Consider the following 22637-nt stretch of genomic DNA (forward strand, 5'->3'; position numbering starts at 1 on the left):
AGCCATGGTTACGGACATCGACGCCGGCACGTACGAGGTCCTGCGCGACCGGCTCGGCGCGCAGGCCGCCGAACTGGCCCGGCGGGCCGAGGCGCTCGACGCCCGGCGCGTCGAGGCCTTCGGCTCCACCGGGCTCGCCCTCACCGGGACCACCCGGGCCCGGACCGCCGAGCCGGTGGTGGCGCGCGACGTCGCCGCCGTGGGGGAGTGGCTGCTCCTCGGGCACGACGTCCCCGCCGGGCACACCGGGGAGGTCCGCCCGTCCGACGTGTTCGGGCTCTACGACCGCGCGGCGAACCCGGCGGACCCCGCGACGGCGGTCCCCGGACTGCTCGACGACCCGGAGTTCCTGCGGGAGTTCGGCGCCCTGTTCCGCTACTACCGGCAGGCGCGGCTGCTGCGGCTGCGCCCCGTCGGGGGCCGGCTGCTCGCCGTCTTCCAGACGGGCGAGAGGGTCTCGGACATCCGGGTGCTGCGCTGGCGGCTCACCGCGGACGGCGCCGAGTTCCTCGACGCGCGGGGCGAGCGCGACCACGTACGGCCGCCCGCGCACGACGTCGAGTGGACGGCGGCCACCCGCGAGGACCAGGTCCAGGGCCGGTACCCGCACCTGTCGCTCGGCGGCGGCGAACTGTTCGTGTCCACCGTCGGCGGCAGCCTCACCGTCAAGACGGAGAACGACACAGAGACCGACGCCGGCGTCTACGCCGAGCCCGTCGCCGAACCGCTCCAGGCACTTGCGGACGCCGAGGTCGCGTACGCCAGGGTGGGGCCCCTGATGCTGCTGCGCGTGCGCCCGTACAAGGAGGACGCCCACCGCCACCTGGTGTTCAACACCGTGACGCGGGAGGTCGTGCGCCTCGACGGCATCGGCCGCGGCTGCCGCCGGCTGCCCGGCGACCAGGGCATCGTCTTCCCCGACGGCTACTGCCTGGCCGGCGGCGCACACAAGACCTTCGAGGTCGACACCGAGGGACTCGCCTACGAGCGGACCGTGCGCGCGCCCTCGGGCGAGGACGTCCTCCACGTGTTCTCCGGCGACGACGCCCGCACCCTGCTCCTGCCGTACAACATGATCCGCAAGGAGGCCGCGACACCGATCCCCTGCCACGGCCACGCCCTCTCCGGCGACGGCACCCTCACCGTGCTGCGCGCCGAGTCCGCGGAGGCCACCCGCATCCACCCGCTCCAGCGCTGGAGCTCCCCGTTCGTCTCCGACGCGTACGCCGCCGCCCAGACGGCGGTCGGCGCCGCCGGGCCGCTCGCCCGCATCGGCAACCCCGACCTGGTCCGCGGCATCGCGGACTGCCTCGAACTGGCCGGCGCCGTACGGGACGTCCGGGCACCCACCACCGAGCTGTACGAGTCGCTCGCCGCGGCCTGCGTGCGCGCCGCCGACCAGTACCACTGGCTGTCCGACCCCGAGGCCGGCGACCTGCACGGCCCGCTGGCGCAGCTGCGGGAGACCGCCGAACAGGTCCTCGCCGAGTTCGAGACGGTGCAGGACCTGACCCGGCGGGCCGCCGGGGCGCTGGAGGAGGCCGCGGGCACGGTGGCCGGCCTCGTGCGCCGGGCGCGGGGGACGGCCCCGCGGACCGCCGCCGGCTGGGTGGAGCAGCTCACCGAGCTGCGCCGGGCGCAGGGCCGGCTCGTCTCCCTCGGCGAGCTGCGGTACGCCGACACCGGGCGGATCGAGGAGCTCGCCGCCGAGGTCGCCGCCGACATCGACGCCGTCGGCCGCCGGGCCGTCGCGTTCCTCGCCGGCGAGGACGCCTTCGCCGACTACCGCACCGCCGTCGGCGAACTGGCCGCCGAGGCCGCCGGGATCACCGCGGCCGCCGCGGCCGGGCCGATCGCCGGGCGGCTGGACGAGGCCGCCGAGGGCCTGCGCACCGTCACCGAGGTCGTCGCCGCGCTGGACATCGGCGACGCCACCGTCCGCACCGCCATCCTGGAGCGCGTCGCTGAGGTGCTGGGCGGGACCAACCGTGCCCGGGCCGTCCTCGACGCCCGCCGCCGGGAGCTGGTGGGAGCGGAGGGGCAGGCCGAGTTCGCCGCCGAGTCCGCGCTGCTCGCCCAGGCCGTCACGGCTGCGCTGGCGGCCGCCGGCACCCCGGAGGACTGCGACGAGCAGCTGGCCCGGCTGCTGCTGCGGCTGGAGGACCTGGAGGCCCGGTTCGGCGGGTCCGACGCGTTCCTCGACCGCCTGGAGGCCCGGCGCACCGAGGTCCAGGAGGCGTTCTCGGCCCGCCGCCAGACCCTCCAGGACGCGCGGGCGCGGCACGCGCAGCGGCTCGCCGCCTCCGCCGGGCGCATCCTGGACACCGTCGCCCGGCGGCTGGCCGCCCTGGACGACACCGACGCCGTGCACACGTACTTCGCCTCCGACCCGATGGTCGCCAAGGTCCGGCGCACCACTGCCGAACTGCGCGCGCTCGGCGACCGGGCGCGGGCCGAGGAGCTCGACGGGCGGCTGACCGCGGCCCGCCAGGAGGCCGGCCGCGCCCTGCGGGACCGCCGGGACCTCTACACCGGGGGCGGGAGCGCCGTCCGGCTCGGCCGGCACGCGTTCGCCGTCAACGGCCGGCCGCCCGAGCTGACGCTCGTCCCGCACGGGGAGGGGCTCGGCTTCGCCCTGGCAGGGACCGACTACCGCTCCCCGGTCACCGACCCGGACTTCGCCGCGACCCGGCCGTACTGGGAGCAGCTGCTGCCCTCGGAGACCGCCGGGGTGTACCGCGCCGAGTACCTGGCCGTACGGCTGCTGGCCGCGCACGGGCCGCGGGCGCTCGCGGACGCCGACCTTCCGGCGCTCGTACGGGAGGCCGCGGAGGCGGCGTACGACGAGGGGTACGAGCGCGGGGTCCACGACCACGACGCCGCGCTGGTCCTCGCCGCGCTGCTGCGGCTGTACGCCGCGGCGGGACTGCTGCGCTACCCGGCGCCCGCACGGGCCGCCGCGCAGCTGTTCTGGGCGTACGGGACCACCGAGGGGGTCCGGACGGCCTGGACCCGCCGGGCCAGGTCGCTGGCGCGGGCCCGCGCGGCTTTCGGGCCCGCGGCGGCCATCGGCGAGCTCCAGCGGGAACTGGCCTCGATGATGAGGGAGTTCGGCGGCGACGGGGTGGCCGCCGAGTACCTCTTCGAGGAACTGGCCCGGGAGGAGGCGGCGTTCGTCGTCGCACCGGCCGTCCGGGCGCTGCTGGACAAGTGCCGGGGGGCGGGGCTGCACGCGGGCTTCCGGGACGACCTCGCGGCGCTGGGCGAGGACCTGCCGGCCCGCCGCCAGCTCGCCGCGGCCTGGCTGGCCGGTTTCGCCGGGTCGCTCGGTGCGCCGCTGGGCGCGGGGGAGCTGGCCGAGGCCGTCGCCGTGGAGCTGTGCGGGCGGGCGCTCGCGCACCGGGACGCCGCCGAGGGGTGCGCGACCGTCGAGGCGGTGACCGGGCTGCTCGGTGCGCACCCGCGGGCCGCGGGGGGAGGCCTGCGGGTGGACCTGCCCGAAGTCCTCGCCCGGGTCGGGGAGTTCGAGGCGGTGTCCGTGCCGGGCTTCCGGGCGTACCAGAAGCGGCGCACGGAGCTGGTCGCGGCCGAGCGGGAGCGGCTGCGGCTGGACGAGTACCGGCCCCGCGTGATGTCGTCCTTCGTCCGGGGCCGGCTCATCGACGAGGTGTACCTGCCGCTCATCGGCGACAACCTCGCCAAGCAGCTCGGCACGGCGGACTCCGCCGAGCGCGCCGACCGCCACGGCCTGCTGTTGCTCGTCTCCCCGCCCGGCTACGGCAAGACCACCCTGGTCGAGTACGTGGCCGACCGGCTCGGCCTGCTCCTGGTGAAGGTCAACGGCCCGGCCCTCGGCCGCGCGACGACCTCCCTGGACCCGGAACGGGCGCCGGACCAGGCCGCCCGCCAGGAGGTGGAGAAGATCAACTTCGCGCTGGCGGCGGGCAGCAACACCCTGCTGTACCTCGACGACATCCAGCACACCTCGCCGGAGCTGCTGCAGAAGTTCATCTCCCTGTGCGACGCGACCCGGCGGATCGAGGGCGTCCAGGACGGAGCCCCGCGCAGCCACGACCTGCGGGGCAAGCGGTTCGCGGTGTGCATGGCGGGCAACCCGTACACCGAGAGCGGGGAGCGGTTCCGCATCCCGGACATGCTGGCCAACCGCGCCGACGTCTGGAACCTGGGGGACGTGCTGACCGGCCGGGAGGAGGCGTTCGCCTTCAGCTTCGTGGAGAACGCCCTCACCTCGCACCCGGTGCTGGCGCCCCTGGCCGGGCGGGAACGCGCCGACCTGGAGCTGCTGGTGCGGCTCGCGGGCGGCGACCCGGCCGCGCGCGCGGACCGGCTGGAGCACCCGTACGCCCCGGCCGAGCTGGAGCGTATCCTCGCGGTGCTGCGGCACGTGCTGGCGGCGCGGGAGACGGTGGTGACGGTCAACGGGGCCTACATCGCCTCGGCGGCCCAGGCGGACGCCACCCGTACGGAACCGCCGTTCCGGCTGCAGGGCTCGTACCGGGACATGAACAAGATCACGGCGCGGATCGACCCCGTGATGAACGCCGCCGAGCTGGCGGCGCTGATCGGCGACCACTACCGGGCCGAGGCCCAGACCCTCGCCGCCGGGGCGGAGGCGAACCTGCTCAAACTCGCGGAGCTGCGCGGCCTGCTGACCCCCGCCCGGGCCGAACGCTGGGCCGCGCTCAAGGCGGCGTACGTACGGTCCCAGTCGCTCGGTGGCCCGGACGCCGACCCGGCGACCCGGGCGGTGGCGGCCCTGACCCTCCTCGCGGACCGCCTGACCGCGGTCGAGTCGGCGATCCGCGCGCACGGGTCTTGACGGGGCGTCAGTTCGGGGAGCACATGGTGCCGCCTTCGGCGGGGGAGGCTCCCACTTCCGCCTGGGCGCGGGGCCGGCCCATACCCGGATCAAGGCCATGATCCGCGAACTCCTGCGCCGGGAGACGGACGTCGAGGTCACCGGCGAGGTCCGCCGGCTGTGGTCCGGCTTCATCAACGGCATCACGTACCTCCCCCTGCGGTTCGGCTGACGCGCGCAGCCGCCGCGGGGGCGGCGGAAAAAGGAGTGGCCCCCGCGCGCGGGACCTTGTTACGGTGGATCCGTTCCCGCCGACCGGTGCGGAACGACCGGTACGTGCATGACCCGGAGGTGAGTTCATTGATGACCGTCGTCGCGCAGGGCACTGCCCGCACTCAGAAGACCATCGATGTCACTTCCGTGGTCTCCGGCTGACCTCACACACGTCCACGCGCCGCGCGCGTGCTGCCGGGGCCACCCTGTGAAGGGTTCCCCTTGTCTTTCTCCTCTTCCTTCCCGCAGGCCACCCCGCACGCCCTCGCCCCCTTCGGCTGGGACGCGGCGTGGGAGGCCGAGTTCACCCCGTACGCCGAACAGGGCCTCGTGCCCGGGCGCGTCGTACGGGTCGACCGGGGCCAGTGCGACGTCATGACCGCGGACGGCGCCGTCCGCGCCGACACCGCCTTCGTCACCCCGCACGATCCGCTCCGGGTCATCTGCACCGGTGACTGGGCCGCCGTCGAGACGCACGGCAACCCGCGGTACGTGAAGGCGTACCTGCCCCGCCGGACCGCCTTCGTGCGGTCCACGTCCTCGCAGCGCTCCGAGGGCCAGATCCTCGCCGCGAACGTCGACCACGCGATCATCGCCGTCTCCCTCGCCGTCGAACTCGACCTCGGGCGCATCGAGCGCTTCCTGGCGCTGGCGTGGGAGTCGGGCGCGCTCCCGCTGGTCGTCCTCACCAAAGCGGACCTGGTCCCCGACCCGGCGACGCTCGCCCACCTGGTCCAGGACGTGGAGAACACCGCGCCCGGGGTCCAGGTGCTCACCGTCTCCTCCCACACGGGGGAGGGCACGGACGTCCTGTCGGCCGTCGTCGCGGGCGGTACGAGCGTCCTGCTCGGCATCTCCGGCGCCGGCAAGTCCACCCTGGCCAACACCCTGCTCGGCGCCGACGTGATGGAGGTGCAGGAGGCGCGCGACGTCGACGGCAAGGGCCGCCACACCACCACGACGCGCAACCTGCTCGTCCTCCCCGGCGGCGGCGTCCTCATCGACACCCCCGGGCTGCGGGGGGTGGGGCTCTGGGACGCCGAGGCCGGCGTCGGCCAGGTCTTCGCGGAGATCGAGGAGTACGCGGCGCGCTGCCGCTTCCACGACTGCGCGCACGAGGCGGAACCGGGGTGCGCGGTGCTGGCCGCCCTGGCCTCCGGGGAACTGGCGGAACGCCGCCTGGAGAGCTACCGCAAGCTGTTGCGGGAGAACCAGCGGATCGTCGCGAAGACGGACGCCCGCCTGCGGTCGGAGATCCGCCGGGACTGGCGCCTGAAGTCGGCGGAGGGACGCGCCAACTACGCGGCCAAGCGCACCGGCCGCGCCTGACCCGGCGGGGGCCCCACCACCGGCCGGCGCCGCCCGGGCGGCCGTGCGCTCGTGCGCCGTCAGGCTCCGGGGCGGACCGGGCCGACGGCGGTGCCCGGGGTGACGCGGAAGCGGCCCGTGGCGACGGAGGTCCCCGGGATCTCCCCGCCCGGGGCGCGGAGCCCGAAGGAGACCTCGTCGGCCGCGGCGCTCCGGCCGCGGTCGGGCACCCGGATGTCGAAGTGGACGGGCCGGCCCGGCCCGAAGGACACCACCGCGCCCCGGCCGCCGTACCGCCCGGCCGTGACGCCGAGCGGTACGCCGTGGTGGGCGAAGGCCACGTCGAAGGGGGAGCCGGCCAGCTCGCACGCCGCGTACCCCGTCGGGGCGGTCAGCGTGACCCGGAAGCGGAGGTACCCGGACCCGGACCGGTCCTGGGTGATCTTCGCGAGGTGGTTGGCCGGGCGGCAGGCCGACGGAGCCGGGGCCTCGCCCGCCGTCCCGGCCCGCGCGGTGCCCGCCCCGGCGAGGGCCGCCAGGGCGACGGCGACAACGGTGACGGTGGTGCGGTGCGTGCGCATGCTGGACTCTCCCTGGCGTGCCGGTGGTTCCGCGGAGCGTCCCCACCGAACCACGGATCGGCACGATCCCGGCTCGACACGGCCGGGCACGGCGCGCCGGTGAGCCCCTCCGGCCGCGCTTCCCGCCCGACGGGGACACGCATTCCTTTTCGAGGGCTGACCCGGACGGCCCGCGCTTCGAAGGGCGCGGGGGGCTGCGGCACGATGGGACGGTGGCAACCAGGACAGACGAGATCGAGCTCAGCAACGACGAACTCCGGGAGATCACGGGCTACGCCGCCGCGTGCGCGTGCAGGGCACTGGCGATCTTCGAAGCGGGCCTCCCCGCCGACACCCGCCCCCGCGACGCCATCGACGCGGCACGCGCCTTCGCCGGGAACGGCCGGCGCACGGCCGCGCTGCGGCAGAGCGCCTGGGCGGCGTACAAGGCCGCGCAGGAGGCCGCCTCGCCCGCCGCGGCCGACGCGGCGCGAGCGGCGAGCCACGCGGCCGCCGCCGCGTACCTGCACCCCAAGGCCAGCGCCCACCAGGTGAAACACATCCTCGGCGCCGCGGCCCACGCGGCGCGGGCGGAGGAACGCGCGGCCGGGGACGGCCGGGCCGCCGCCGAGGCGACCCTGGAGTGGGCGGGCCGGCACGCCCCCGCCGCCGTCGGCGCGGTGCTCGGCCGCCTGCCCGCCGCCCCTTCCGGGGGCGGGCGCGTGGGGGAGTTCATCCGCGACCTCGACACCGTCCTGCGCCCCTGAGCCTGCGCCGCCGACGACGGGACCCCGGGCGGGGCCGGCGGGCTCAGGCCGGCGCCGGGCGGGGGGCGTGGTGGGCCAGCGGCGTGTGGGGGTCGCCGTCGGTGGTGGGGGCGTGGTCGGTGTGGACCGTCGCCGCGGTCAGCCGGGGTACCGCGTGGATCAGGGCGTGCTCGGCGGCCACCGCCAGCGCGTGCGCCCGTACGACCGTCAGTCCGGGGTCGACCACGATGTCCGCCTCGGCCCGCAGCGCGTGGCCGATCCACCGCATCCGCACGCCCCCCACGTCCAGTACGCCGTCCACCGCGCGCAGCGCTGCCTCCGCCGCGTCGACGAGGGCCGGGTCGACCGAGTCCATCAGCCGCCGGCAGACCTCGCGGGCGGCGTCCCCCAGGACCAGCAGGATGGCCAGGGTGATCAGCAGCCCGACCACCGGGTCGGCGGCCCGCCAGCCCAGGGCCGCGCCGCCGGCCCCCAGCAGGACGGCCAGGGAGGTGAATCCGTCCGTACGGGCGTGCAGACCGTCGGCGACCAGCGCGGCCGAACCGATCCGGCGGCCCGTACGGATCCGGAGCCGGGCGACCCACTCGTTGCCGGCGAAGCCGGCGAGCGCCGCGCCCGCGACCGCCCACAGGTGGGTGACGTCCCGGGGGTCGAGCAGCCGGTCCACGGCCGTCCAGGCGGCCAGGGCCGCGGACGCCGCGATGGTCGCCACGATGACGATGCCCGCCAGGTCCTCGGCGCGGCCGTACCCGTAGGTGTAGCGGCGGTTCGCGGCCCGGCGGCCGAGGACGAACGCGATGCCCAGCGGCACGGCGGTCAGCGCGTCGGCGGCGTTGTGGACCGTGTCGCCGAGGAGCGCCACCGATCCGGAGAGCAGGACGATCACGGTCTGGACGACGGTGGTCAGACCGAGCACGCCCAGGGAGATCCACAACGTCCGCATGCCCTCGCGGGAGGTCTCCATGGCGGCGTCGACCTTCTCGGCGGCCTCGTGGCGGTGCGGCCGCAGGAGATGGGCCGCCCGGCGCCGCCACCCGCGCACGCCGCCCCCACCGTCCTGGGGAGGGTGACCATGACCATGACCGGTGCGCGGGGCGCGGCCGGGCCCGCCGTGACCCTGCCCTGCGCGGCCCTGATCGTGGCTGTGGCTGTGGCTGTGGCTGTGGCTGTGGCCGTGTGCGTCGTGTCCGTGCGTGTGCCCGTGACCCTCCATCCGGCCCACGGTGGCACAGCGATCCCATTGCAGCCATCACCGTCCTACACGGCGTGACCAGCTGCGATGCCTGCGCAGCAGCGCCCCTGGCGCCGTACGGGCGCGGGCCGGGCACCGCACGGCCCGCCCTGCGGGCGTACGGAACGACTTCGACTACAGCCCTTAGGCCCCGGCCGCCACCGCCCCCACCCAGGCCCCCACCACCGCCAGGCACGCGAACAGCTCCACCAGCACGCTCGTCCCCACGGCCCGCATCACCGACCGCGCCGAGGCCCACGCCTCCCCGTGCGTCCCGAGCCGGAGCCGCTCGCACAGGTAGATGCCGCCGACGAAGCCCGGCACCGCGCCCACCACCGGGACCAGGACGAAACCCAGTACGGCGCCCGTACCCGCGTACACGGCGGTCCGCGGAGAGACCGCCGCACCCCGCAGCCGCCGCGGCGGGAGCAGCCACTTCACCACCTGAACCAGCAGCATCAGGGCCGTCGCCGCGATCCACAGGGTCCACGCCAGGTCGGACCGCTCGCGGACCGCCCACCACATCAGCCCCGCCCAGACCAGCCACGTACCCGGCACCCCGGGGACCATCACCCCCACCACCCCGAGCAGCAGCACCAGCCCCACCAGGAGCAGCTGCGGCAGATCCATCTGCCCAGCCTGACCGACCGGGACCTATCGGGCCACCCAGCCCCGCTCGTACGCGTGCCAGCCCAGCTGCAGCCGGGTCGTCACCCCCGAGACCTCCATCAGGCCCTTCACCCGCCGCTGCACCGTCCGCAGGCCCAGCTCCAGGTGCTTCGCCACGCTCGCGTCCGTCATGCCCGCCAGCAGCAGCGAGAGGATCTCCAGGTCGGTCGTGTCGGGGCTGCCGCCGGACTCCTCCGCCGAGCCCGCCGCGCCCAGCCGCAGCGGCAGCGACTCCCTCCACACCGCCTCGAACAGGCCCGTCAGGGACTCCAGCAGCCCCGACGCGTGCACCACCAGCGCCGCCGGCTCCGCACCGCGCGCCGTCAGCGGCACCATGGCGAGGGTGCGGTCCGCGATCACCAGCTTCGTCGGGACCTGCCCCGTCACCCGCACCCGCTCGCCCCGCGCCAGCGCCGTCGACGCCTCCCGGATCCCGCTCGGCAGGGTCAGCACCTCCCGCTCGATCACCACCCGGTAGTCGACCCCGCGCACGGCCGCCCGGTCCTCCGCCTCGTTGTCGGTGCCCGTCACCACTTGCGGGCGGCCGGTGACCAGCGCGCACACCTCCTCCACCGCGCCCAGCTGGAGCTGGTGGAAGCGGTGCGCCACCGCGCTCGCGCCCTGCACCACCTCCACCAGGTCGTGCACCGCCGGCTCGGCGGCCTCCGCCCGGTACTCCTCCGCCAGCAGCACCGCCGCCAGTTCCGCCTGCTCCAGCTCGTGCCGCTGCTGTGTCAGCAGGGCCCCCAGGGCGACCCCCGGGGGCGCCGCCACCCAGCGCCCCGGCCGGGCCGAGGACTGGGCCGCCAGCCCGTGCCGCTCCAGGTGCCGCAGCGCCCGCTCGGTCTGCGGCACCGGCAGGGTCAGCCGGTGCGCGAGGTCGGGAACCTCCGCCGCCCCCAGCGCCACCAGCGCGCGGTACGCCGACTCCTGGCCCTCGTCCAGGCCTATCGCACCCAGCAACCCGTCCACCCCACCTCTCCACGCGGCGCCTGGCGGGAAGCGGCCACGGCGCAAACCCGCCGCGGACATCATCGCCGCACCCCCCGCCACTCTGCCAAGGTCATGCCACCGCAGCACCAACATCCGCTGGCCAGAAGCCATTTACGCGGCAGCTTTGCCGTGCAATGCAGTAGTTGGCCGGAATTCACCTGGGGAGAGCGATGCGCCCGATATCGCGTACGGCGCTGGGAGCGGCCACGGCGGCCGTCCTGGCCGTCACCGCCGTGGGCCCGTCCACGGCACAGCCGAGCGACGGAGCGCCGGACAGAAGACCCGTCACCGGAAGCGAAGCGGCCGGGAAGCAGCCCGCTGCCCCCGTCACCGTGACCCTGGTCACCGGCGACCGGATCCTGGTCTCCACCGACGCCGCCGGCCGCACCGCCGCCACCGCGATGCCGCGCGAGGACGGCTCGCAGCCGCTCGTACAGACCCGGCAGTCCGGCAAGGACCTCTACGTCTACCCCGAGGGCGCCGTCGCCGCGCTCGCCGCGGGCAAGGTCGACCACGAGCTGTTCAACGTCACCGGCCTCGTCCGTCAGGGCTACGACGACGCCCGCAGCAAGAAGCTCCCGCTGATCGCCGTCTACGACGCCTCCGTCGACGTGGCCCGCAGCGCCCCGCCCGCGCCTCGCGGCGCAGACCGCTCCCTGGTCCTCGACTCCATCGGCGCCGTCGCGCTCTCCGCCGACAAGCAGCAGACCGCCGCCTTCTGGGCCGACGTCACCGGTACGGACGCCCGCGCCCGCGCCGCCTCCGGCCCGCTGAAGAAGCTGTGGCTCGACGGCAAGGTGCAGGCGAACCTGGAGCGCTCCACCCGCCAGGTCAACGCACCCGCGGCCTGGGCCGCCGGGTACGACGGCAAGGGCACCAGGGTCGCCGTCCTCGACACCGGCACCGACCTGGAGCACCCCGACCTCAAGGGCCGCGTCGGAGCGTCGAAGAACTTCACCGACTCCGACACCGACGGCGACCGCCAGGGCCACGGCACCCACACCATCTCCACCGTGGGCGGGTCCGGCGCCGAGAGCGGCGGAGCGAAGAAGGGCGTCGCCCCCGGCGCCGAACTGCTCAGCGGCAAGGTCCTCAACGACCAGGGCTACGGCCTGGATTCGTGGATCATCGCCGGCATGGAATGGGCCGTCGCCGCCAAGGCCGACGTGGTCTCCATGAGCCTCGGCGACCCCTCCCAGACCAGCTGCGACGACCCGATGAGCGCCGCCGCCGAACGACTGGCGCAGAACACGGGCACCCTCTTCGTGATCGCCGCGGGCAACGCCGGCCCCGGCAACAACACCGTCTCCGCGCCCGGTTGCGCACCCAGCGTGCTGACCGTCGGCGCCGTCGACCGCGACGACACCACCGCCTCCTTCTCCAGCCGCGGACCCGCCGGACTCCAGCACACCCTCAAGCCCGAGATCGCCGCCCCCGGCGTGGGGATCTCGGCCGCCGCCGCCGGCGGACGCGGGGTGTACGCCTACCAGTCCATGTCCGGCACCTCGATGGCCACCCCGCACGTCGCGGGCGCCGCCGCCATCGTCAAGCAGCGCCACCCGGACTGGACCGCCCAGCAGGTCAAGGCCGCGCTCGTCGGCTCCGCGAACACCAAGGTCCCCGGGGACGTGCGGCAGACCGGCGGCGGCCGCCTCGACGTCAAGGCGGCGATCGACACCGCCGTCCTCAGCGCCCCCGCCGTACAGGGCGGCTCGTACAACTGGCCGCAGGACCGCAGCGACCGCACCAGCGTCCAGGTCCCGTACACCAACACCGGAACCCGGCCCGTCACCCTGGACCTGGCCGTCGAGAAGGTCACCGGCAACGACGGCTCGGCCGTCCGCAGCCAGGTCGCCCGCCTTGACCGCCGCACGGTGACCGTCCCGGCCGGCGCCACCGTCAGGGTGCCGCTCGCCCTGGACCCGGCCGCGAAGCTGGAGCGCTCCCAGTACGGGGACGTCACCGGCCGCCTCGTCGCCACCGCGAACGGCGTGCGCGTCTCCACCCCGTTCTCGCTCTACGTCGAGCCGGAGACGGTCACCCTGCGCGTCAAGCTGATCGACCGCTCGGGCAAGCCGGCCGCCGGACCGTCCTCCCTCGACGTCATCGGCACCGACGACGCGAGCGGCGAGCGCCGCTTCAACGAGGGCGCCGTGGACCAGGTCTACCGCGTGCGTCCCGGCGCGTACTTCCTCTCCGCCTTCGTCGGCACCCCCGACGCGGGCGAGGGCGCCGAGCTGACCGACTCCCTCACCTACCTCGGGCGTCCCCAGGTCGAGCTGAAGAAGGACACGACCGTCGTCCTGGACGCCCGCAAGGCCGGCCGGCTGGACATCGCCGGCGACAAGCCCCTGGAAGCCCGCAACACCACCCTCGGCTTCGCCCGCAGCTGGGACGACACCTGGCTGCACGCCGGCACGGCCATGGGCGGCCGGACCATCCGCGGCTACTACGCCTCCGTCGAAGGACGCGCCAAGGACGGTGCGTTCGAGTTCGGCAGCTACTGGCGGGCCGGGGCGCCCGTGCTCTCCGAGCTGAAGGTGGCCGGCGGTCCGGTCCTGCACCCGATCACCGCGTCCACGGGCAGCGACAACCTCGACGGCCACGGCAACGCGCCCCTGGTCGACGCCGGATCCGGCACCCCCGAGGAGCTCGCCGCGGTCGCCGCCAAGGGAGCGATCGTCCTGGTCAAGGCCGCGGACGGGGCGCTGTACGACGTCGCCGCGCACGCCAGGGACGCGGGAGCGGTGGCGGTGCTCGCCCACCGTGACGCCCCCGGCCGCTGGGTCGCCTCCACCGGCTTCGCGGGCGCCCCGGTGCCCGTCCTCGCCGTCCAGTCCGGCGAGGGCCGGGCCCTGCTCGCCCGGCTCGCCGCCGGCAAGGTCACCCTGTCCTGGAAGGGCACGGCGAAGAGCCCGTACGTCTACTCCCTCGCCTTCCCGGAGACCGGGCAGGTCCAGGGCAACCACACCTACCGGGTCCGCGACCGCGACCTCGGCCAGGTCGACGCCACCTACCACTCCATGGGCGTGGCCGCCGACTTCATCGACATCTCCGGCGCCTACCGGCCCATCGGCAGCGCCGTCTACTTCGGCTCCGTGGAGACCGTCGCCGCGCCGGGCCGGCGCACCGAGTACTACTCGGCCGGTGACACCTCCTGGGACCAGCTGCTCTCCAGCAGCTTCCCCTGGGGCGAGTTCATGACCGGCGAGCAGCGCAGCTACGCCAAGGGCAAGAAGACCAGCGCCAGTTGGTACGACGGCGTGACCGCCCCGGTCGCGCCCCGCGACCGCACCGGCAAGGAGGCGCTGGCCGCCGAACGGCAGGGCGACCTGATCGGCTTCGCCCCGGCGATGTGGGGCGACAGCTCCCACTTCGCGCAGCCGGGCTCCTTCGGCGACATCGGCGGCCTCCAGCTCAAGCGGAACGGCGAGGTCGTCGGCGACAGCTGGTACCCCTTCGGCGTCTTCGAGGTCCCGGCCGACGAGGCGCGGTACGAACTGACCCAGAGCATCGAGAAGATCGGCCCGCCCGCCCGCACCTGGCAGCGGTCCACCGCGGTCCGGACGGCGTGGGGCTTCACCTCCAAGCGGGACGCGTCGGCGTACTCGCAGGGCCTGCCGCTGCTCTTCCCCCGGTACGCGGCCCCGCTCGACGGGAACAAGACGGTCCCGGCGGCGAACGGCCAGCGCGTCGGGCTGAGCGTGACGGGGCACGCGGGCTACGCGCCCGGCGCGCTGAAGTCCGCGAAGCTGTCGTACTCCTACGACGGCGAGAACTGGACCGCGGCGAAGGTGGACGAGCGCGGCGGCCGGTGGACGGCCGTCGTCGACCACGCGGGAGCTTCCGGCAAGCCGGTGTCGCTGAAGGTCGAACTGACCGACGCGAACGGCGTGTCGGTGACCCAGACGGTGACGCGGGCGTACGACGTCCGCTGATCCGTACGGGTAGAGCGGGAGGGGTCCACCGGACGGCGGTCCGGTGGACCCTTTTCGCGCGTTCTGTGTTTTCCGCACCCGCGGGAGGCCGACAATAGGGCCATGAGTCAGCAGGGCGCGGACGACTGGTGGCAGAAGCTCTACGACGACCCGGACGCGGGAGCGGACCCCGATCCGGGGGACACGCTCGACCACCGCTTCCGCTCGGCGGCGGTCCTGACGACGCCCCCGACGGTTCCCCCGCAGGCGACCCCGGACGCCGCGGAGAGCCCGGGCACGGCACCCCCGACGCCGGCGGCACCTCCGCCTGTTCCGCCGCTTCCGCCGGGGGAGCCGCCCGCGGAGCCCGGCCCGCCGCCGGCCCGGCCGGCCGCCGCGGGACCGCCGCCGCCACCGCCGATGCCCCGGCTCCCGGCGTCCGGAGTCTTCGGGCCGCCCGGACCGCCGCCCCCGCCGGAGGCCCGCCGCCCGGAGACCCCGGCCGCCGCGGAACCTCCGGCCGCCGCGCCGGGGCCGCGCGGCGCGGTGCCGCCCGCCGCGCCGCCCGCCGCGCCCGCCGCCGCGCCGGGGCCCTCGCCGGTCCGGCCCGGCGAGGTGCTCCTGCCCGGGCCCCGGCAGGGCTCGGCCGCCGTGCCGCCGGCGCCGGACGGGCCTCCGCCGCCCCTGCCGCCACCGCCGCCCCCCGCACCGCCCGCCGCCGCGCCCGGAGCGCTCCCCCCGGCCCGGGACCCCCGGGCGGGCGGCGCCACCGGGTACGCGCTCGGGGGCGTGGAGGTGCCGCCCGTACCGGTACCGCCGCCCGCGGGCGTCCCCGCGCCGGAACCGGCCACCGCCCGCCCGGAGGTGCGCCACCTGGGCGACCGGGCCCCGACCTACGCCGCCGAACCGGGCGCGCTGCCCGCCGCCGACCCGGCGGCCCTCGCCGGGCTGACCCCCGACACGGTCATGGACGGGGCCCGGTACGGCACGTACACCCTGCGCGCCGCCTCGCTGCGCGGCGACTCCGCCCGCTACCGGGGCGAGCCCCGCCGGGACCACCTGCTCACCGCCCGCTTCGGGACCGGCGACGACGCCCTGGTCCTCGTGGTCCTCGCCGGCGGCGACCGGGCCGCGCCCGGGGCCGCCGAGGCCGCCGCCGAACTGTGCCGGACCGTCGCGGCGGCCGTCGGGCGCAGCCAGGAGCGGCTGGCCGACGACATCCGCGGAGGGCACCGGGAGGCGCTGCGCTCCGGACTCCAGCGGCTCACCGACCGGGGCTACGGGCGGCTGCGGGCCCACGCAGCCGAGCGCGGCCTCGCCGAGGAGGCGTACACCGCGGGGCTGCGCGGGCTGCTGCTCCCGGTCGACCCGCAGTGCCGCACCCGGGTCTGCTTCGGCTCCGGAGCCGGCGGGCTGTTCCGGCTCCGGTCGGGCACGTGGCAGGACCTGGAGCCCGACGCCCCGACCGCCTCCGAGGAGCGGGACGGCGACTTCCGCTTCCGCGCCTCGGTGGCCCGCCCCGGGGACACCCTGCTGCTCTGTTCGGGCGGCCTCGCGGAGCCGATGCGCGAGGAGGCCGTGCTGTCGGCGGAGCTCGCCGCCCGCTGGTCGGGACAGGAGCCGCCGGGCCTGGCCGCCTTCCTCGCGGACGCCCAGCTGCGCCTCAAGGGGTACGCGGACGACCGCACGGCCGCCGCCGTCTGGGAGGCGTAACCGGCGCGCGCGTGGCTGGATGGGAGGCACACGCAACGGAGAACCGGACGGGAACGGACCGGACACCGGAGAGGGTGCCTCCCCATGGCCAAGCAGAACGTCGCGGAGCAGTTCGTCGACATCCTCGTGCGCGCGGGCGTCCGACGGATGTACGGAGTCGTCGGCGATAGCCTCAACCCGGTGGTGGACGCAATCCGCCGGACGGGTGACATCGACTGGATCCAGGTGCGGCACGAGGAGACGGCCGCCTTCGCCGCCGGTGCGGAGGCCCAGATCACCGGCCGTCTCGCCGCCTGCGCGGGCTCGTGCGGCCCGGGCAACCTGCACCTGATCAACGGCCTGTACGACGCCCACCGCTCGATGGCCCCGGTCCTCGCGCTCGCCTCGCAGATCCCCTCCTCGGAGATCGGCCTCGGCTACTTCCAGGAGACCCACCCCGACCGGCTGTTCTCCGAGTGCAGCCACTACAGCGAGCTGATCTCCAACCCCCGCCAGATGCCCCGGGTGCTCCAGAGTGCCATCCAGCACGCCATCGGGCGCAGCGGCGTCGGGGTGGTCTCGCTGCCCGGGGACATCGCGGGCGCGCCCGCTCCGGAGAAGACCGTCGAGCAGGCGCTCGTCACGGCCCGTCCCACGGTCCGGCCCGGAGACGGCGAGATCGAGAAGCTGGTCCGCCTCGTCGACGAGGCGGAGCGCGTCACGCTCTTCTGCGGCAGCGGCACCGCAGGGGCGCACGCCGAGGTGATGGAGTTCGCCGGCCGGGTCAAGGCCCCCGTGGGGCACGCCCTGCGCGGCAAGGAGTGGATCCAGTACGACAACCCGTACGACGTCGGGATGAGCGGCCTGCTCGGCTACGGCGCCGCCTACGAGGCCACTCACGAGTGCGACCTGCTGATCCTGCTCGGCACGGACTTCCCGTACAACGCGTTCCTCCCCGACGACGTGAAGATCGTCCAGGTGGACATCCGTCCCGAACACCTCGGCCGCCGCTGCAAGCTGGACCTGGCGGTGTGGGGCGACGTACGGGAGACCCTGCGGGCCCTCAACACCCGGGTGCGGGCCAAGACGGACCGCCGCTTCCTGGACCGGATGCTGAAGAAGCACGCGGACGCGCTGGAGGGCGTGGTCAGGGCGTACACCCGGAAGGTGGAGAAGCACACCCCGATCCACCCCGAGTACGTGGCGGCCGTCCTCGACGAACTCGCCGACGACGACGCGGTGTTCACCGTGGACACGGGCATGTGCAACGTGTGGGCCGCGCGCTATCTTTCCCCGAACGGCAGGCGGCGTATCATCGGCTCCTTCAGCCACGGCTCCATGGCCAACGCGCTCCCGCAGGCGATCGGCGCACAGTTCACCGACCGGAACCGTCAAGTGGTGTCGATGTCGGGCGACGGCGGGTTCTCGATGCTGATGGGAGATTTCCTCACCCTGGTGCAGTACGACCTGCCCGTCAAAGTGGTCCTGTTCAACAACTCATCCCTCGGGATGGTGGAGCTGGAGATGTTGGTTTCCGGCCTGCCCTCGTACGGGACCACGAACACGAACCCCGACTTCGCCGCGATCGCCCGCGCCGCCGGGGCCTACGGCGTCCGGGTGGAGAAGCCCAAGCAGCTCAGCGGGGCCCTGAAGGACGCGTTCCGGCACAAGGGACCCGCTCTGGTGGACGTGGTGACCGACCCCAACGCCCTGTCGATCCCGCCCAGGATCAGTGCCGACATGGCGACCGGTTTCGCACTTTCCGCCAGCAAGATCGTGCTGGACGGCGGAGTGGGACGGATGATCCAGATGGCTCGATCCAACCTGCGCAACGTGCCCCGCCCGTAAGCCCGCAGGAGTGCGGATCGGCCCGAGGGGCATGCATCCCGTAGACCTGTTCGAGAGTCATGGACGCGGGAGGTACATCGCCGTGCGGGTGGGGGCGAAGACCGGAAAGCTGTGGAAGAGGGGGCGGCCCGTACCGCGAGAACCATCGACCGGCGCCGAGGACGGGGGAGCGGTGGACACGCTGCGGATCACGCGGAGCGTGCGCCGGGCGGACCTCAAGGCGGTGGGCGAAGTCCGCCGGGCGTTACGGGAGTTGATGCGCCACCGGTGCCGGATCGACGCCGCCGACGTGGCGGAGCTGCTGATCACCGAACTGGTCACCAACGCCCTCGTCCACACCGACCAGGGCGCCGAGGTCTCCGCCAGCCTCGGCGGCTCCGGCCTCCGGGTGGAGGTCCGCGACCACGCCGCCCGCCGCCCCCGCCCGCACGTACCGACCGCCGACGACGGTACGCACGGACGGGGCCTGGTGCTGGTGCAGGCGCTCGCCGACGCCTGGGGCGTCGACGGGCCCGGCGCGGGCGGCGGCAAAGTGGTGTGGTTCGAGCTGCACGCCACCCGTGCCCCCGGGTGCGAGGCGGCGTACGGCGCGGGGCCCGCCTGAACGAGCGGGCCCCGCGCGGCGCCGACGGGGCCCCGCCAGCCGGGCGTTGCGTCAGCCGAACTGCTGCTCCAGATCCTTCAGTTTGCGCTCCAGGGAGTCGAGCCGGGGAATGGTCTGGGTGTCGTCCTCGGCGGTGAGGTCCACCGTCCGGGGCCCGGTCACCTCATGTGGTTCGGAGCCCGACACCGCCTGCAGGGAGGGCCGTGCGGCGCTCCCTCCCAGCGGCAGCCGGGGCGGCGGGGTCAGCTGTCCCGGGTCCGCTATGGCCGGCTCCGCGCCGACCGGCGCGGAGCCCGGTCCGGGGGGCAGTCCCGGCACGTCGCCCTCGCGGGCGCGGGTCCGCCCGAACGCCCTGTTCTGCCGGCCCAGTGCCTTGATGTGGGCGCGGTCCAGACGGTGCTGCTCGCGCCGGCGGTGCCGGTCGTTCTCCTTCTCCTTCTTGTCCTCGCGCACTTCGTCCACGGCCTCGTCGAGGGTGCGGACCCCCTCCAGCAGCATCAGGGACCACGCGCCGAAGGTCTCCCGGGGCGCCCGCAGCCACCGGACCATCCGGATCTGCGGCAGCGGCCGGGGGATCAGCCCCTGTTCGCGCAGCGCCGCCCGGCGGGTCTGCTTCAGGGCCCGGTCGAAGAGGACCGCCGCCGAGAGCGACATCCCGGCGAAGAACTGCGGAGCCCCGTCGTGGCCCAGACCCCTGGGCGCGTGCACCCAGTTGAACCACGCGGCCGCCCCCGCGAACAGCCAGACCAGCATGCGCGAGCCCAGGGCCGCGTCGCCGTGGCTGGCCTCGCGGACGGCGAGCACCGAACAGAACATGGCGGCGCCGTCGAGCCCGAAGGGGACGAGGTACTCCCAGCCCCCGGTGAGGTTGAGGTTCTGCCGGCCGAAGCCGACCAGCCCGTGGAAGGAGAGCGCCGCGGCGACCGCCGCGCAGCAGAAGAGCAGGACGTACGAGGCGGTCCCGTACACGGCCTCCTTGCGGCGCCGTCGCTCCTCGCTGCGCTCCCAGCTGTCCTCGGCCGCGGCCTTCTCGTTCTCGCGCTTCCCCCGGGCCAGTACCGCAACTGCCGCAAGCACGCCCAGGATCAGCAGGCTGCCGGGCAGCAGCCAGTCCAGCGATATGTCGGTCAGTCTCATGCGGATGTCCCTTGCCTCGCGTCTGCGGTCGTGCGGCTTTCCGGGCGCCATAGTGGCGCAGCCGGTCCGCCGTACACGCGGGTTTCGGGGCAAGTGGACGCCATCGGGGGGCGGGGCCCGCCGGATAGGGTGTTGTGTTTCGAACTGACGCCCGTGCGAGCTGAGCCCAGTTCGAATCACGGTCACCCCCGCGGGTGGGTTCGGTGCGGGGAGGCCCGCCGGCCGGTACCCGGCCCGCCGTGACGGGCCGGAAGCTAGGCCGTGAGCCGGGCGACGCGGTCCGCGTCGCAGGTTCGGGGGCAGGTCACGCAGGTGTCGTCGGGGCGGATCGTGTAGAAGAAGCAACAGCTGGCCCGGTCCCGGGTGGGCAGCTCCGTGCCGTCGGGGCCCGTGAGCGTACGGAAGCCCGCGCCGCCGGTGTAGGGGGCGGTCGAGCCCGGCAGCAACGCCTCCAGCTCGGCCATGGCCCGCTGCTCCTCGCCGAGCAGCGTTCCGACGTACCAGAGACTCTCGACGACCTCGTCGGTGACCATGCCCCACAGGGCGCGGCGGCCGCGCCGCATGCGCGGGCCGAAACCTTCCAGCACCGGTCCGAGGTGCCGGGCCACCGCGGCCCGCACCTCGTCGCGCAGCGCCTCCTCGTCGGGCACGACCCGGGCCCCGGGGAGAGCGGCCGCCGGATCGTCCGGCAGGCAGGCGAAACCGCCGACGCGCACGGCCATCCGGCCGAGCGTCCGGTGGAAGGTGACCCCCGACACGGGGAGGTCCGGCACCCGCCGGTGGAGGAACCACGGCAGGGTGATCAGCAGGCACGCGGGCCACGCGTACCGGTGCAGGCCGAAGCTCGCCACCACGTCGGGGCGCGCCTGGTGCCCGTAGTCCTTCAGCACCTGGGCGTTGTCCCAGGCGAGGAAGGCGTCGAGCGCGGGCCCCCCGGCCGCGAGCTCGTCCGCGCCGACCCATCCCACACCGCGAGGGACGGGTTCGTGTGCGGCCGGCTCGACGACCCTGAGCCCGCCGTAGACCTCGGCCAGGCGTGCGTACGCATCCGCCACCGGAGAGCCGTCCGTGGCGGGTGTGACGCGCGGCGAGGCGCCGAGGACCGTGACGGTCATGGGGGACCACCGATTCAAGCGATCGTTAAGAGGTTAGCCTTACCTTACCCGACTGAGAGTGAACCGTACCCTCACGCCTCGCGCGCCGTCCCCTATTCTCAGAACAGGTCGAGACCTGTGAGGAGGACCGAGTGCACGAGGCGGCGCAGGCCAGGGGCGATGCGGAGGCTGCCCGGCCGTCGATTCCGGCGCAGAAGATACCGCAGAAGGTGCTGCGCCATTCGGTGCGCGGACAGGTCCTCGACGCGCTCCGGGCCGCGCTGGTCGACGGCGCACTGGAGCCGGGGGAGATCTACTCGGGCCCGGCCCTGGGTGAACGTTTCGGCGTGTCGGCGACCCCCGTGCGCGAGGCGATGCAGCAGCTGGCCCTGGAGGGGGCGGTGGAGTGCCTGCCGAACCGGGGCTTCCGCGTCCTGTCGCGCACCCCGCGCGAGCTGGCCGAGCTGGCCGAGGTGCGGGCCCTGCTGGAGGTCCCCGTGATGCTCCGGCTGGCCCGCGACGTGCCCGCGGCCGGGTGGGAGGCCCTGCGGCCCGCGGCCGCCGCCACGGCCGCCGCCGCCGCGCTCGGCGACCTGCCCGGGTACGCGGAGGCCGACCGGGCGTTCCACCGCGAGGTGCTCGCGCTGGCCGGCAACGACCAGCTGGTCCAGGTGGCGGGGGAGCTCCACCGCCGCGCCCAGTGGCCCCTGCCGGGGGCCCCGCGGGTGCGCCGCGCCGAACTGGTCGCCGACGCGGCCGAGCACACGGCGCTGCTGGAGGCCCTGATCGCGGGCGACCTCCCGGTGGTGGAGTCACTCGTACGGGAGCACTTCGCGGGCTCGACCGGCTGACGGGGGCGCGGGCCGACCCGGCCCCCGTACGACCGGCCCGCGCCACCCCCTAAGCGGGAGCCGGGTCCGGGTGGAGCTGGTCCGCCAGCCAGGTGGGAATGCCCCCCAGCAGGTGGAAGAGCCGGCGGGCCTCCGCGCGCAGCCGGGCCGCCTCGGGCTCCGGCTCGGCCTCGGCCAGGGCGGCCAGCGCCGGGGCCGTACCGATCAGGAAGCCCAGTTCCTCCCGGATCCGCAGCGACTCCGTGAAGCCCCGGCGGGCCTCGGCCACCTCGCCGTCGCGCAGCGCCAGCGCGGCCAGGTGCCGCCAGGTGAACGAGAGCAGCAGCGTGTCGCCGTGGGCCTCCGCGCCCGCGTGCGCCCGGTGGTACGCCGGGCGGGCCGACTGCGGGGCGTCCGCCAGGTGCTCGGCCACGAGCCCGCGCCGGAAGTCCAGCAGCGGCCGGGTCCGGGACCCGGGGGAGAGCAGGGCGGCTGCCCGGCCCAGCGCCGAGCGGGCCTCGTCGGCCCGGTCGCGCACGCCCAGCACGGTGGCGGCGTACGCCAGGTGGCCCCGCTCGCAGGCGGCCGCCCCGCGGTCGTCGTCGTCCTGCGCGACGGCCTCGGCGACCCGCAGCGCGTCCTCGGCCTCGGCCCAGCCCTGCCCGGTGAACAGACAGCGCTCGACCAGCAGCGCCGTGCGCTGCACGGCCGCTCCGGCGTGGCTCAGGTGCGGCGTCAGCAGGGCCGCCGCGTCGGTCCAACAGCCGCGCGAGCGCAGCCGCCATATCGCCCGCTGGAGGGGATCGTCCCCCCCGGTAGATCCGGCACCGGACATGGCGGTATCCGCCACATTGCCCTCCCCAAAGCAACCAAGCAGCACGTCGTTGAGCCCTGG

The 22637-nt window shown here is 75.2% G+C and carries 16 protein-coding genes; 9 read left to right on the top strand and 7 right to left on the bottom strand.

Going from position 1 to position 22637, the window contains the following annotated elements:
- The first annotated feature begins 4 nt into the window (after window positions 1–4).
- The 3 genes from ACZ6S8_RS04015 to rsgA all read left to right on the top strand — a co-directional run bounded on the left by ACZ6S8_RS04015 (window position 5) and on the right by rsgA (window position 6421).
- The gene (locus ACZ6S8_RS04015; protein ID WP_469452223.1) at window positions 5–4840 is read left to right on the top strand and encodes a DNA repair ATPase; all 4836 of its coding nucleotides are present in this window, start codon (window positions 5–7) and stop codon (window positions 4838–4840) included.
- Window positions 4841–4937: 97 nt separating this feature from the next.
- Window positions 4938–5051 carry a cytochrome gene (locus ACZ6S8_RS04020; protein ID WP_469452224.1) on the top strand — a complete coding sequence of 38 codons (114 nt, stop codon included), beginning with the start codon at window positions 4938–4940 and terminating at the stop codon, window positions 5049–5051.
- Between the two features lie 263 nt (window positions 5052–5314).
- Window positions 5315–6421, top strand: coding sequence for a ribosome small subunit-dependent GTPase A (rsgA, locus tag ACZ6S8_RS04025; RefSeq protein ID WP_469452226.1), 1107 nt, complete (start codon window positions 5315–5317; stop codon window positions 6419–6421).
- Window positions 6422–6480: 59 nt separating this feature from the next.
- On the opposite strand, the gene ACZ6S8_RS04030 is transcribed toward rsgA, so the two are convergent.
- Window positions 6481–6981, bottom strand: coding sequence for a DUF4232 domain-containing protein (locus tag ACZ6S8_RS04030; RefSeq protein WP_469452228.1), 501 nt, complete (start codon window positions 6979–6981; stop codon window positions 6481–6483).
- Window positions 6982–7193: 212 nt separating this feature from the next.
- On the opposite strand from ACZ6S8_RS04030, the gene ACZ6S8_RS04035 reads away from it, so the two are divergent.
- Window positions 7194–7727: a putative immunity protein gene (locus ACZ6S8_RS04035; RefSeq protein ID WP_469452229.1), complete on the top strand. Its 534-nt coding sequence runs from the start codon at window positions 7194–7196 to the stop codon at window positions 7725–7727.
- Window positions 7728–7770: 43 nt separating this feature from the next.
- Here ACZ6S8_RS04035 and ACZ6S8_RS04040 read toward each other — a convergent pair whose 3' ends face one another.
- From ACZ6S8_RS04040 to ACZ6S8_RS04050, 3 genes are all read right to left on the bottom strand, one after another.
- Window positions 7771–8940, bottom strand: a complete 1170-nt coding sequence (locus tag ACZ6S8_RS04040; protein WP_469452230.1) for a cation diffusion facilitator family transporter — start codon at window positions 8938–8940, stop codon at window positions 7771–7773.
- A 162-nt stretch (window positions 8941–9102) separates the two neighbouring features.
- Window positions 9103–9588 carry a DUF456 domain-containing protein gene (locus tag ACZ6S8_RS04045; protein WP_469452232.1) on the bottom strand — a complete coding sequence of 162 codons (486 nt, stop codon included), beginning with the start codon at window positions 9586–9588 and terminating at the stop codon, window positions 9103–9105.
- Window positions 9589–9612: 24 nt separating this feature from the next.
- Window positions 9613–10590 (bottom strand): helix-turn-helix domain-containing protein, encoded by a 978-nt coding sequence (locus ACZ6S8_RS04050; RefSeq protein ID WP_386528564.1) that lies wholly within the window; start codon window positions 10588–10590, stop codon window positions 9613–9615.
- Between the two features lie 200 nt (window positions 10591–10790).
- Between ACZ6S8_RS04050 and ACZ6S8_RS04055 the strand changes: the two genes are divergently transcribed.
- The 4 genes from ACZ6S8_RS04055 to ACZ6S8_RS04070 all read left to right on the top strand — a co-directional run bounded on the left by ACZ6S8_RS04055 (window position 10791) and on the right by ACZ6S8_RS04070 (window position 18681).
- The gene (locus tag ACZ6S8_RS04055; RefSeq protein ID WP_469452234.1) at window positions 10791–14558 is read left to right on the top strand and encodes a S8 family peptidase; all 3768 of its coding nucleotides are present in this window, start codon (window positions 10791–10793) and stop codon (window positions 14556–14558) included.
- 102 nt (window positions 14559–14660) lie between these two features.
- On the top strand, window positions 14661–16250 hold the full coding sequence (locus tag ACZ6S8_RS04060; RefSeq protein WP_469452236.1) for a protein phosphatase 2C domain-containing protein: 1590 nt from the start codon (window positions 14661–14663) through the stop codon (window positions 16248–16250).
- Between the two features lie 84 nt (window positions 16251–16334).
- The gene (locus tag ACZ6S8_RS04065) at window positions 16335–18077 is read left to right on the top strand and encodes a pyruvate dehydrogenase (RefSeq protein WP_469452237.1); all 1743 of its coding nucleotides are present in this window, start codon (window positions 16335–16337) and stop codon (window positions 18075–18077) included.
- Window positions 18078–18249: 172 nt separating this feature from the next.
- Window positions 18250–18681 carry an ATP-binding protein gene (locus ACZ6S8_RS04070; protein WP_469452238.1) on the top strand — a complete coding sequence of 144 codons (432 nt, stop codon included), beginning with the start codon at window positions 18250–18252 and terminating at the stop codon, window positions 18679–18681.
- Between the two features lie 51 nt (window positions 18682–18732).
- Here the strand turns inward: ACZ6S8_RS04070 and ACZ6S8_RS04075 are convergent, their stop codons facing one another.
- Window positions 18733–19818 (bottom strand): DUF2637 domain-containing protein, encoded by a 1086-nt coding sequence (locus tag ACZ6S8_RS04075; protein ID WP_469452239.1) that lies wholly within the window; start codon window positions 19816–19818, stop codon window positions 18733–18735.
- Window positions 19819–20072: 254 nt separating this feature from the next.
- Window positions 20073–20933: a (2Fe-2S)-binding protein gene (locus tag ACZ6S8_RS04080; protein WP_469452241.1), complete on the bottom strand. Its 861-nt coding sequence runs from the start codon at window positions 20931–20933 to the stop codon at window positions 20073–20075.
- A gap of 131 nt (window positions 20934–21064) precedes the next feature.
- Between ACZ6S8_RS04080 and ACZ6S8_RS04085 the strand changes: the two genes are divergently transcribed.
- Window positions 21065–21763 carry a GntR family transcriptional regulator gene (locus ACZ6S8_RS04085; RefSeq protein ID WP_469452243.1) on the top strand — a complete coding sequence of 233 codons (699 nt, stop codon included), beginning with the start codon at window positions 21065–21067 and terminating at the stop codon, window positions 21761–21763.
- 49 nt (window positions 21764–21812) lie between these two features.
- On the opposite strand, the gene ACZ6S8_RS04090 is transcribed toward ACZ6S8_RS04085, so the two are convergent.
- Window positions 21813–22592 carry a hypothetical protein gene (locus ACZ6S8_RS04090; RefSeq protein WP_469452244.1) on the bottom strand — a complete coding sequence of 260 codons (780 nt, stop codon included), beginning with the start codon at window positions 22590–22592 and terminating at the stop codon, window positions 21813–21815.
- Between the last annotated feature and the right edge of the window lie 45 nt (window positions 22593–22637).

It is taken from the genome of Streptomyces sp. NPDC048461 (assembly GCF_055587105.1).